The sequence below is a fragment of the Streptomyces sp. AA4 genome (genome assembly GCF_000158875.1).
In the GTDB taxonomy this organism is placed as follows: Bacteria; Actinomycetota; Actinomycetes; order Mycobacteriales; family Pseudonocardiaceae; genus Amycolatopsis.
In genome coordinates this window covers 6,227,270-6,239,422 of the sequence record NZ_GG657746.1, presented here as the reverse complement: position 1 = coordinate 6,239,422, position 12,153 = coordinate 6,227,270, and the positions used below count along the sequence as shown (strand labels likewise).

The window sequence follows — 12,153 nt, the reverse complement described above, 5'->3', positions numbered from 1 at the left end:
GCGGGGAGAGGCCCGAGAAGAAACGGGCATTTCTCGGCGTACGGATGAATGGAACCCTATCACCGGACCATGGAGCATGTCATGTCGGAAGCCGACCAGATGGTCTTCGGCGACCCGTCCGCCGAAAAACCGGGACCCCGGCTTGCCGACGAGATCGGGGAGTGGGTCGAGTCGCGGGACACCGCCCGCCTCGTCGCCTTTTTCGCGGTGGCCCCCGGGGCCGAGGCGAAAGCGTTTCTCGTGGAGGACCTTCGCGGAAACGCGGACACGATGTCAAGTCATCCGGCAGCGGCCTGGAAGGTGTTCCGCACGGCCGGCCCGGGCGCGCGGTTCGTCTCGATCGGCGACGCGGGGCTGCGGAGGTGCGTCGCCGCGGTGGGCCCGGACCAGGAGGTCCAGTTCTTGCCGCCGGACGCGCAGTCCCTCAGCGGCCCCGGCGCGGACGACGCGGTGCGCGAGTGGCGGACAGCGCCGCCTTCGGCGTTCGTCGACACCGCACCACAGGAACGGGTGCCCGCGGACGGGGTGCTGGCGCGGCTGACCGCCGATCGTGCCGACGACGCGAATCTGCACGTGTGGCGCATCGGCTACGGGCTGCTCGGACTCTCCGCTCTGGTGCTGGGCTTCCTGTTTTTCCGGGTGACGATGGACGATTCTTTCATCACCTGGCGATACGGCAAGAACCTCGTCGAACACGGGGTGTGGAACTGGAATCCGAGCGGCGCGCCGGTCGAAGCGTATACCAACCCGCTCTACGCGGTGTTGTCGATCGTTCCGGCCCTCTTCGGCTTCTCGGCGGAACTGTTCTTCAAGATTGTCGCGATCGGAATCGCGGCGGCCTATGTCTTCCTGGTGCGCCGTGCCCGGCTGCCCCGGGGCCAGGAGTTCGTGCTGCTGGCGGTGGCCGCGGCGAGCCCGATTTTCTTCCTGCAGCTCTTCATGGGGCTGGAGACGGTGTCGTTCGCCTTGCTCGTCGCCTGGCTTTTCAGCATCGTCTATCGGCGGGGTGCGCTGGGCCGAGGTGGTTACGTGATCGCCGCCGCGGTCGCACTCAGCAGGCCGGAAGGGATCGTGCTCGCCGCGGTCGCCATCGGCTGGTCGGTGCTGATCGACCGGAGCCGGGCCAACCGGCGCGGCGCGGCCGTGGTGCTGGGCGGATGGGCGGTCTACTGGTGCGCCCGCTGGTGGTACTTCGGCTCGTTCTTCCCCAATACCTTCTACCGCAAGACCGGCGGGGACAGCGCGTTCTTCGTGGACCTGCTCAACGTCCTGCCGTCCGTGGGCCCGATGGTGCTGCCGGTGATGATCGGCTTGGCGCTGGGCTTCGGGCTGTACCGGCGGGCGACCGGCCGGAACCCGCTGGCGGAGCCGGACGTGCTGCGGCACGTCGTGCCGGTGGTGCTCGCGGTGACGGCGCTGCTGATCGTCTTCGGCGTGTACAAGCGCTCCGAACTGGTCATGGACACGGGAAACAGGTTCTGCTGGCAGCTGCTGTTCCCGGTCGTCGTCGTCGTGCTGTCGCGGCCCATCCGGCTCGACCGGTCCGCACCGGATTCGGGAGTCAGCCGGGTGTCGGCACTGATCGCGATCTGCCTGGCGACCGCCGCGGTCCTGCTGTGGCAGCCCGGTCAGCTTTCGTCGGGCGTCGTCGCGGGCACGGCCGTCGTGGTCCTCGGGATCGTCGTCGGCAGTGTGCGCAAGACCGCGGCCTCGGTTCTCGTGTGCGCCATCGGGCTCGGCACGGCCATCGGCTTCGGCAACGCGACCGAGCTGACCCAGATGCTGGCCTACCGGTACCGGCTCGAAGCCGCGCATCAGGCCGTCGGCGAGGCGATCGCCTCGACCAAGCTGCCCGGCGGCGCACTGGCGATCGGCGACGCCGGAATAGCTCCGTACGAGGCCGGGGCGCCCGCGATCGACATCGACGGGCTGGCGACCAAGGAGGCGGTCTCCGGGGTTTTGTCCCCGGCATTCCTGCAGGCCAACGACTTGCAGCTGGCCGTCCTGCTGTCCGCCACGGACGACGCGGGGTCGGCTTGGCGGTCCGGCGCGGCCGCCTCGGTCCAGAGCTACGTCAGCGATCCCGCACGGGGCTTCTGGTCGGCGCCCGGCGCGGAATTCTCGCCGAATTACTACCTCAATTACTGGATCGGACCGAAATGGCGGGGAACCGGGCTGCAAGAGAAGCTGGGCGAGGTCTTCATGAAGTCGCGCGCACGCAATGACAAGCCGGATTCCGAGGTGTTCCTGGAAAACCTGGGGAACTTCTCGTTTCTCGTGAAATAGCCGGCCGGTACGAGGGAAAGGCGCACCCGGGATGCTGAGCACAATCACTGGCGTGTTCACGTTCGTGAGCAGCGGTGTCTTCATCGCTTACGTGTGCACTATCGTCGTCCCGTTCCTGAGCCGGAAGCGTGCGCCCGCCGGATCCCGGGCCGACTTCTCCTGGCACTTTTTCGTTCCGTGCCGGGACGAGGAGGCGGTGATCGGCAATACGGTCCGGCGGCTGCGGAAGACATTTCCGGACGCGCACGTGTGGGTCATCGACGACGATTCGCAGGACGCCACCGCACAGGTCGTCTTGTCGCTGGCGGAAGGGGAAACAGGCCCCGATCCGTTCATCCACCTCGTCCGCCGGTACCCGCCGAACGCCCGCACCGGGAAGGGCGACGCGCTGAACGCCGCCTATCAGCAGCTGGCGGGCTGGCTGGGCCGGCATGAATTCTGGGAAAAGGTCATCGTCGGGGTGGTGGACGCCGACGGCGTGCTCGCGGCGGACTGCCTGGACGTGTGCGCGGCAGGCCACCTGTTCGGCGATCGGTCCGTGGGGGCGGTTCAGCTGGAGGTCCGCATGCTGAACCGCGACACCCCGCCCGCCGAGGGCAGCCGCTGGAAGCGATGGGCGGCGCTGAAGCTGGTGCAGCTGCAGGACATGGAGTTCCGCACCGCGATTTCGGCGGTACAGCACTCGCGCGCTTACGCCGGGACGGTGGCGATGGGCGGCAACGGGCAGTTCACGCGGATGTCGGCGCTGCGCACCATCGACCGCGGAACCGGGCAGCCGTGGCGCGGGCTTTTGCTGGAAGATTACGAACTCGGGCTGCATTTGCTGATGGCCGGGTGGCGCACGGCGGCGACCTCGGACTCCTACGTGTCCCAGGAGGGCCTCTACAGTTTCCGGCGATTCGTCACGCAACGCACCCGCTGGGGCCAGGGCACGATGCAGTGTTCGCGGTATCTGCCCTCGATCTGGCGGTCCTCGCACTTCACCGAACTGGGAGTGGTCGAGGCGAGCTACTACCTGATCCAGCCGTGGCTGCAGCTGGTCGGCGCCGTCCTATACCCGATCCCGCTCGTGGCCGCGCTGGTCGCGACGGTCCGCGATCCGTCGATCTGGACGAGCGCGGTATCGACGCAGACCGCGGCGTTCATGGTGATTTTCCTCGTGATGTCCACCGCCCCGTTCGTCGTGTGGGGGATCATTTACCAGTTCCGCTGCATCGGAAAGCCGAATCTGCTTTCCGGCATCGGCTACGGGCTGGCTTTCACGGTGTATGTCGCGACGTTCTACCTGACTTCGCTGCGTGCGGTGTATCGGATGATGCGAGGCCGGCACGGCTGGGCCAAAACGCGGCGGAACGCGGAATCGTTCAACCAGGAGGGGGTTGCCGTCGAAACCTGATCACCCGGGCGCACCCGGGAAAGCCATCAGCCCAACACACACACTCAGAGGACCTGGATGTACAAGCCTGGAACCATCGGCACGGGCACGGCGGGCGGCCTCGCGATCACCGGCGCCAGCTTGACCTGGTGGATCGCTCTGGCTATTGCCCTCGTGGCGCTGGGAACGATGTTCGTATTGTTCGCCCGGCGGCGCCGGAGAATCGCCGAAGACGCCGAGAAGTGACCGGAGGCGGCGGGCGCCCGTTGGCCGGGCCCCGCCGCCACGGGTCGGGGAGGAAATGATGTCTCGAGAATTGGTGCTGTTCGCGGGTACGCGGCCGGAAGCCATCAAACTGGCGCCGATCGCGCTCGCCGCGGAGGAATTCGGGTTCCGGGCCCGGCTGGTCGCCACGGGCCAGCACCCGGAAATGGTCGACCAGGGACTGGCGCCGTTCGGGCTGGTCCCGGACGAGCGGATCCAGCTGTCCCGGGTGGACGGCACACTGAGCGAGCTGTTCGCGCGGCTGGTGCCCGAGGCCGACCGGGTCCTGGCGGCACGGCGGCCGGCCGCGGTCGTCGTCCAGGGCGACACCGGCACCACTCTGGCCGGTGCGCTGGCGGCCTTCTGGCAGCACATTCCGGTCGTGCATCTGGAGGCCGGTTTGCGTACCGGCGACCTCTCGTCGCCGTTCCCCGAGGAAGCCAATCGCCAGCTGGTTTCCCGGATCGCGGCCTTGCACCTGGCTCCCACGCCGGCGGCCGCGGCCGCGCTGAGGGCCGAGGGAGTGCCGGACGAAAAGATCGTCGTGACCGGGAATACGGTCGTGGACGCGGCCCAGTGCGTTGCCAGGCTGGACCTGCCGCCGAAGAACAGTGCGGTCGCGGCGGCGTTTTCCGGGCCCGGGCCGCTGGTTCTGGTGACGATGCACCGGCGCGAATCGTGGCGAAGCGGCATCGGGGAAGTGCTGAGCGCGGTCAAGCAGATCGCCCAGGAATTCCCGGACGTGCGCTTTGTCCTCCCTTCGCACCCGAATCCGAAGGTGCGCCAGATCGTCCATCGCATCCTCGGAACGTGCGACGCGGTGACGGTGACCGAGCCGTTGGACTACCCGGACCTCATCTGGGTGCTGTCGCGGTCCGCCCTCGTCGTCACGGACTCCGGAGGAATCCAGGAGGAGGCCCCGACGTTCGGGGTTCCGGTGCTGGTCGCGCGCGAGACCACGGAGCGCCGCGAAGCGGTCGACACGGGATGGGCGCGACTGGTCGGCACCGACTTCGAACGGGTCGTCACTGCTGCGCGGGCGGTGCTGAACGGCCAGGAAAAAGGCCCTGCCATCGGTAATCCGTTCGGCGCGGGGGACGCCGCGGAGCGGTCCATGGCGGCCATCCGGGACTGTCTCGCCCCTTCGGGCCCGGTGCTTGCCTGGACGGGGCCGGGTGCGGCATGAGGGCGCAGCCGGTCGCGGAGGAGGCGGAACGACCGCCGAAGGCGGCGCGCGGCCGCTTGCGGTGGCGGATCTTCGGGATCTGCGGTGAACTGGCGCTCGTCGTCGGGGTGGTGCTGCTGGGCTTCATCGCCTACGAGATGTGGGGTCGCGTCGGCGAGCTCAACGGCGTACAGGCGCAGCTCGACCAGGAGCTCCGGACCCTGTGGGGCAGCGAACCCGGGGTCGGCGGCGGGCCTTCGGCTCCGGACAAACCGCCGGCCGAGGGCGCCCCGGCCGCGGTGCTGGCGATCCCGAAGCTGGGTCTGCGCTGGACGGTGGTCGAGGGGACCACGTCGAGAGACCTGCGGCACGCACCGGGCCATTACTCCGGCACCGCCATGCCCGGCCAGATCGGAAACTTCGCCGTGGCCGGGCATCGGATGCGCGGGATGTTCTGGGATCTCGACACGATCGCGCCGGGGGACCAGGTCACGGTGGAGGACCGGACCCGTCGCTACGTCTACGAGGTCGACGCGAACCGGCTCGTCTCCCCGCGCGACGCCGGGGTGCTCCTGCCGGTGCCCGAACGCCCTGGGGAGGTTCCGACGGTGGCCCGGCTGACCCTGACGACGTGCAATCCCAAGTGGGACAACTATCAGCGGCTGATCGTCGAAGCCCATCTGGTCAGCAGCACCGCGAAAGGAGGTGCGGGATGATCGCGGGGCTGTGGCGGATTCTGCCCGGTCCGGCCTGGCTCCGGGCGGTGCTGATGGCGGTGCTGATCACCGGGGCCGGTGCGGGGCTGTGGTTCGGCTTGTATCCCCTTCTGGACGACTGGGTGATGACCCCGAGCCCGGTGATGAACTGACGCGGTGCCCTGCGCGTCTACCGGACCGGGCACCCACGTCTTCCCGGCGGGCGCCAGGCTGCGAGACCGGGGAACCCGGGGCGACAATTTCACCTCGTGCGCGGGATATTCTCCCGCGAGGCAGCGGCAGGATTTCCCCGAATCCGTTCCACGGCTTTGTCGCCCCGTCTCCGGCGGCGTAAGGTCGCTGCGCGCCGGGAAATCCTCCGCGGCGTCACTGGTGATCTGTCAGTGTCCCAGGTGTCGACCATCGGGCAAAGAGGGCGTTTTCATGGCAATCGCGTTCAACCGCGTTGCGCGGACCGTCGGCAGGACGGCTACCATCGCAGCGTTATCCACGGCAATGCTCGGCGGCGCACTGGGCGCCGGAATCGCATCGGCGGAGAACGGGGCGACGTACTACCAGCTGACCTCGGAGGCCGATACGTCGCCCCGTATGCACTTCTTCACCAGTGCGGTCGGCGGGAAGGCCACTCCGGGATACCCGGTCAAAGTCGGTGTCTACTGGGATCTGTGGAACCTTTGGGACGCATTCCCTTCGAAGCAATCCCAGCAATCGCAGATCAACTTCCTCCAGGATATCATCAAGATCGGCGCCTGGCAGAACAGCACCGTCACCATCGACGGCCAGGACTGCGACAAATATGGCCCGGGAAAGGGTGTCGACGCAGTCGAGGGCGGTCGGCAAGACGGGCTCAATATTGAGCCGGTCGATATCCTCGGATTCGTCGGGCAGGCGCGAAATCTGCTCGCCAGCATCGGCTCTGAAACTTTCCTCAGCAAATTTACCGAGTTCCTGAGTTCTCGAGTTCAGGCGACGTGCACGTTCAATGTACCGAAAAACGTCGATACGAACATCCTGATCGGAGGAAAAGTCGACCTGCACAACCTTTTCGGTGCGCTGAACAAGAACTATGAGGGCAAAGCATACCTTCCGGTAGCCGTCCAAAAGGAACCGAACGCGCCGGTCATTTCCGCGAAGTACAACATCGTCGCGCACAAGAGCGATGCGATCGAGGGCATGGGCGATCCCGGCACCTTGGTCAACTGGAACATCGACGGGGTGGATTACTCGTCGCCGACCGTCCCGGTCGGAACGGACGGCCGGTGGAAGATCAAGCTTCCGCCCGCTGCGCCGGCGGATGGGTCCAGCGTGCCGGCCAAGGTCAGGTCCAGCCTGCAAGGCTCGACCGTCGGCAAGGACTCGGCCACGCACAACCTGAGGGTCATCCCGGATCTCGCCAAGCCGGCGATCACCGACCCGGCAACCGGCCCCGTGGCGCCTGGGCAGACAGTCACGGTTTCCGGCAGCGAGGGAGCCAAGGCAACGCCGGTGGACAAGGCAGGCAACCCGGTCGGCACCACGTCGACCATCAAGGACGGCACGGCACAGGTAGCGCTGAACAAGGACCTGAAGCCAGGTGCGGAAATCCAGATCCGGGCGACGGACGACGCCACTGTGAACCCGCATGCGGAGTTCTCCGACTGGAGGACCGTCAAGAGCGACGCGCCCGAACCCAGGCCGGTCTATCAGGCCGGTACGCCGGTCGCGGCTCCGGGTGCTGCCTCTGCGTTGACTGTCGCCGTCCAGCCGGCGAACGGTGACCTTTCCTCGCTCGCGGGCAAGACGATGACTGTCACGGCTCCGGCCGACTTCACCTTCCGGCCGCTGGCTGGCGAACGCTACAACGTCACGGCGTCGGCCGGCGACAAGGACGACAAGAACAACGGGTTGAGTTCGTGGCTGGGCGACAGCGTCAAGGTCAGCCCCGACGGCAAGAAGATGACCATCACGCTCCCCGGTGCGGAAGAGCTCAAGAGAATCATCGGGAACAGCCAGTCGATCAAGATCGGCGTCACGGTTGTGGCCACTGCCGATGCGAACGCCTCGGCGGGGGAGAAGACCGGTGGAGGGGCGACCGTTGACGGCATCGGAACCACCGACCTCAAGGGCAAGGTGAGCTGAGCAGCGGCAGGCACCGCGATAGCGCCGGCGGAACCGGCCGTCGCGTTGAACGGACGTGGCCCGGAGAGATGACGACCTCTCCGGGCCACGTCTTCGTGTTGTTCCGGCAGTGCGGTCTTGTCCCGGAGCGAATCGGTGAATTTGTCACCAGGTTCTCATTGCTTTGTCATGTTTGAAGAGTTCCGGGCACGGCCCCCGATACAATCCCCGGGTTCTCTTGCTGACCAGGAAATCGGCCGCCAGTGGGGTTTCCGCATTTTTCCGGGGCGGGCGGGGAGTTCGTTCAAGGGTGATCGGACGGGTACCGAGGAGTGTCGAATGTCAGTGAGCAGGGTCGCTCGCAAGCGGGGCTTTGTGCGCCGGGCCGCCGTCCTGGTGCTGGCCGCGGCGGTAGCCGTGCCGGCCGGGGCAGGGGCGGTGCCGGCTGCCGCCGAAACGGACACGACTGACCACAACGACTACTGCGGCGGCCAATGCCACGACATCCTGCCCGGTGGGCAAGCCGGCGGAGTGCCCAGGTCGGAGCTTCCGAGCTATGCCTTGTCGCTGATCGCCGGCAACGGCGGGATCGAAACGGCCCACAGCAACGACCAGGGACCGAACTACGATCGGTTGCGGACGGCTTACCCGGGATTGACGAACGAGAACCTCGGGAAGTTCCTGAACTCGGCGTCGTTCGGCATTCCGGCCGGGGCGCCGTGGAAACCCGTCGTGCCGGCCGGCCGGACGGATGTCACGATCTCCCGCGACAATCTCGGTATTCCGCACGTCAAGGGCACGACGCGGGAAGGGGCGACCTTCGGCTCCGGTTATGCGGCTGCCGAGGACCGGCTCTTCATGATGGATTTGTTGCGCAATGTGGCCAAGGGCTCGGCGGTCGGGTTCGCCGGGTCCGCCGCCGAGAGCTTCCAGAACGATTTGTGGCCGAAGATCGCGGAAACCGAGAACGACCGGCAGGCGCAGCTTGACCGGCTGGCATCGAGGGGACCGGACGGAAAGCAGGTCGTGAGTGATCTGCACTCGTATGTGGCCGGGGTGAACGCCTACATCGATTCCGTGCAGGATGTGCCGGTAACCGATCTGCTCAGGACCAGGGTCCCCGTCGAATACACGGCGACCGGATCCGTCTGGCAAGCGATCAGGCCGACGATCACTCCCTTCACCACTAGTGATGTTGTCGCGTTGGTGACGTTGTTGGGCGGTCAGTTCGGTGCGGCGGGTGGTAGTCAGGCGGTGGCTGCGGCGGCGAAGGTGGCGGCGGAGCAGAAGTACGGGAAGGAGTTGGGTGACAGGTTGTGGGCTTCGCTTCGGACGGAGGAGGATCCGGAGACGACGGTGACGCAGCATGGTCCGGCGAAGGTTCCGTATGGAGTCAGCCCGCAGGACCCGCGGGAGGTGGCGATGCCTGATGCGGGGTCGTTGACGTACGAGCCGATCAGGGATGGTGCGGGCGGGACGGGTTCGGCGGCTGCGGGTTCGGTGGTTTCGCCGGGGAAGCCGGTCGGTCCGAGCAAGGGGATGTCGAATGCGTTGGTGGTTTCGGGTGCGCATTCGAAGAGCGGTCATCCGGTTGCGGTGTTCGGGCCGCAGACGGGGTATTTCGCTCCGGAGATTTTGATGTTGCAGGATATCGAGGGGCCGGGTATTCGTGCGCGGGGGGTGATGTTCCCGGGTACTGGTCCGTATGTGCAGATCGGTCGTGGTCCGGATTATTCGTGGAGTGCGACGTCGGCGCATCAGAGCATTGTCGATACTTATGCGGTGAGGTTGTGCAATGCGGACGGGAGTGCGGCGCGCCGGGATTCGATGGGGTATCTGGACGGTGCCGAATGCCGGGCGATGGATCCGGTGGTGAGTCCGGACGGGTTGCGGGTGTTGCGGACGAAGTACGGGTTGGTGCGTCAGCGGGCGACGGTGGGCGGGGTTCCGGTCGCGTATGCGGAGCTGCGGTCGACGTATTTGAACGAGCTGGATTCGGCGGTCGGGTTTTTGAGGTTGAATGATCCGGCGCGGGTGCGGGGGCCGGAGGATTTCAAGGCCGCGGTGTCGGATATCGGGATGACGTTCAACTGGTTTTATGTGGACGCGGATCACACGGCGTTTTTCAATTCGGGGTTGCAGCCGGTGCGGGCGGGGAATGTTGATCCGAATTTGCCGGTGTGGGCGAAGCCGGAGACGGAGTGGCGGAATTGGGATGCGCGGACGAATGTCGTGGCGGGGATGCCGGCGGAGCAGCATCCGGGTTCGACTGATCAGGATTACTACGTGAGCTGGAACAACAAGTCGGCGGCGGGGCAGGTCGGCGGGTTCGGGGACGGCGGGGTGCATCGGGGGGATCTGCTGGACGGCCGGGTGAGGAATCTGATCGCGAACGGGAACAAGATCGACCGGGCCGATCTGGTGAAGGCGATGGAAGAAGCGGCGGTCACGGATCTGCGCGGCGAAAAGGTCCTCCCGAACCTCCTCCAAGTGATTTACGCCCGTCAAGCGAAGGTCGAACCGGAGGTGTGGCGGGCCGTGAACGCGCTGCAGCAGTGGCTCGACCGTGGGGCGAAGCGGACCACGATGCCCGGAGCCGGGGTCTATATCGACGGCGATGCCATCAAGGTCATGGATGCGTGGTGGCCGTTGCTGGTGAAGGCGGTGTTCCAGCCGGGCATGGGCGACGACCTGTACAACGCGGTGGTGCAGAACCTGCCGGTCGACGAGGCTCCGTCGACTCCGCTTCCGGGCACGAAGGTGGCACCGCACCGCGGATCGGCCTTCGAGTACGGCTGGTGGTCGTACGTCGACAAGGACCTGCGATCGACGCTCGGGCAGCCGGTGAACGGCCCGTTGCCGACGCAATTCTGCGGGAATCTCGGCGACTGCTGGCAAACCTTGTACTCGACGCTCAAGGAAGCGATCGCGAAGCCGGCCGCGGAGGTTTACCCGAAGGATCAGTACTGTTCCACTGCGGGTGACGCGGTGTGTGCGGATTCGATCCAGTTCCTGCAGATGGGCGTGTTGAAGGTGCCGGGGATCGGATGGCAGAACCGTCCGACCTATCAGCAGGTGGTGGAATTCCCCAAGCATCGCTGAGCACCGGTGCGCCGACCGGGTGAATCAGCCGCAGCGGGCCGGGTATAGCGAAGGTGGCCGCTGTGGCGGCGAGGTGATAGCAGCCTCGCCGCCACAGCGGCTTTTCCGTTGCTTTTGCCACTCCGGCGGCGGTAAGCGAGTGACGTGGCGTCTGCTCCCGGCGGTGTCGTCCGCTCTCCGGCCGACGCGAGCTGACCACGTTCCGGACGCCCTGCGATGACAGCACAGAGCTGAAACACCACGACGCCGCAGATACCGTCCCCCAGCACACCTGACCGCGACCGGGGGACTGAGCACCCCGCGGACGAGATCTGCCCGCCCAAGCGTACCGCTGGCACGCGAAAGGGGCCCGGCCCGCCTGAGTACTGGCGATCGGGCCGAGTCCGTCTCCTGAAACTGCTCCGAGCCCCGCCCGCCGACCCGTGTCGCCTGGACCGTCTGCGGACCGAGGAATGCTTCCCTCGAGCCGAGTACGAAGCCGCGTCCGGCCGGTCCGGTCCTGGCTGCCACGGCCTGCCCCACAGCGCCTGCTCGCGTTCGCCGGGCCTCGGATCCTTGCCGCGCCAGGGGAACAAGCACCAGTCCCGGACCGGATAGCGTTCACGCTAGGTCGGATCGGCCCCTGCGCGCCGCTCCCGTGCGGTATGCCGGCCACGGTATCGAGCATGCCTCAGCCACCCCCGGTCGCCTCACTGCTCCGACGGGAGCAGCGCAGTGCCTGCCTGAACGGGGTGGATCCTGAGCTGTCGTGAACCGGCTCCGTCCTCGTGTCCGGCGGCGCGGATATGGCATTCGACCATCATCGAATACTGCTCGATGGGGAAGCCGGCCGGAAAGAACTGTCCGGATAATCCGGAAAAGGAAGTCGATGAGAACAAGCTGCCTGCCGAATTGTCTTCGCGGGCAGCGCTCGGGTGAGGTGTTCTGCTCACTCGAAGGGGCACTTGCGCGGTGGTTCGTGTCAGAAGCACGACAAGCGGCCGGATCCGGGGGCTGGATCGGGTGGTGCCCGCTGCGCCGAGAAGGTGATGGCCGCCAGACGCCACCAGGGCCGGTGAAGAGCGGCGGGCAGGGGGGCATCCGAGCGCGGTGTCCGGCGCGGCCGGCCCGTGCCGCAGGATGCGATCGGGGGCGTCCAGTGCCGTCTG

The 12,153-nt window shown here is 66.8% G+C and carries 8 protein-coding genes; all 8 read left to right on the top strand.

Going from position 1 to position 12,153, the window contains the following annotated elements:
- The first annotated feature begins 81 nt into the window (after window positions 1-81).
- The 8 genes from SSMG_RS28465 to SSMG_RS28440 all read left to right on the top strand — a co-directional run bounded on the left by SSMG_RS28465 (window position 82) and on the right by SSMG_RS28440 (window position 11,005).
- A complete protein-coding gene (locus SSMG_RS28465; RefSeq protein ID WP_158688107.1) occupies window positions 82-2,286 on the top strand; it encodes a hypothetical protein in 2,205 nt (734 codons plus the stop codon).
- Between the two features lie 52 nt (window positions 2,287-2,338).
- Window positions 2,339-3,682 carry a glycosyltransferase family 2 protein gene (locus SSMG_RS28460; RefSeq protein ID WP_037718124.1) on the top strand — a complete coding sequence of 448 codons (1,344 nt, stop codon included), beginning with the start codon at window positions 2,339-2,341 and terminating at the stop codon, window positions 3,680-3,682.
- Between the two features lie 57 nt (window positions 3,683-3,739).
- Window positions 3,740-3,907, top strand: coding sequence for an LPXTG cell wall anchor domain-containing protein (locus SSMG_RS44445; RefSeq protein ID WP_009081725.1), 168 nt, complete (start codon window positions 3,740-3,742; stop codon window positions 3,905-3,907).
- A 58-nt stretch (window positions 3,908-3,965) separates the two neighbouring features.
- A complete protein-coding gene (wecB, locus tag SSMG_RS28455) occupies window positions 3,966-5,111 on the top strand; it encodes a non-hydrolyzing UDP-N-acetylglucosamine 2-epimerase (protein ID WP_100266913.1) in 1,146 nt (381 codons plus the stop codon).
- Window positions 5,108-5,806, top strand: coding sequence for a class E sortase (locus tag SSMG_RS28450; protein WP_009081722.1), 699 nt, complete (start codon window positions 5,108-5,110; stop codon window positions 5,804-5,806). Before wecB ends, SSMG_RS28450 begins: the two co-directional genes overlap by 4 nt.
- Window positions 5,803-5,958, top strand: a complete 156-nt coding sequence (locus tag SSMG_RS45645) for a hypothetical protein (protein ID WP_158688106.1) — start codon at window positions 5,803-5,805, stop codon at window positions 5,956-5,958. Before SSMG_RS28450 ends, SSMG_RS45645 begins: the two co-directional genes overlap by 4 nt.
- Before the next feature lie 271 nt (window positions 5,959-6,229).
- A complete protein-coding gene (locus SSMG_RS28445) occupies window positions 6,230-7,924 on the top strand; it encodes a hypothetical protein (protein ID WP_158688105.1) in 1,695 nt (564 codons plus the stop codon).
- A 354-nt stretch (window positions 7,925-8,278) separates the two neighbouring features.
- On the top strand, window positions 8,279-11,005 hold the full coding sequence (locus SSMG_RS28440; RefSeq protein WP_234392758.1) for a penicillin acylase family protein: 2,727 nt from the start codon (window positions 8,279-8,281) through the stop codon (window positions 11,003-11,005).
- The last annotated feature ends 1,148 nt before the right edge of the window (window positions 11,006-12,153 follow it).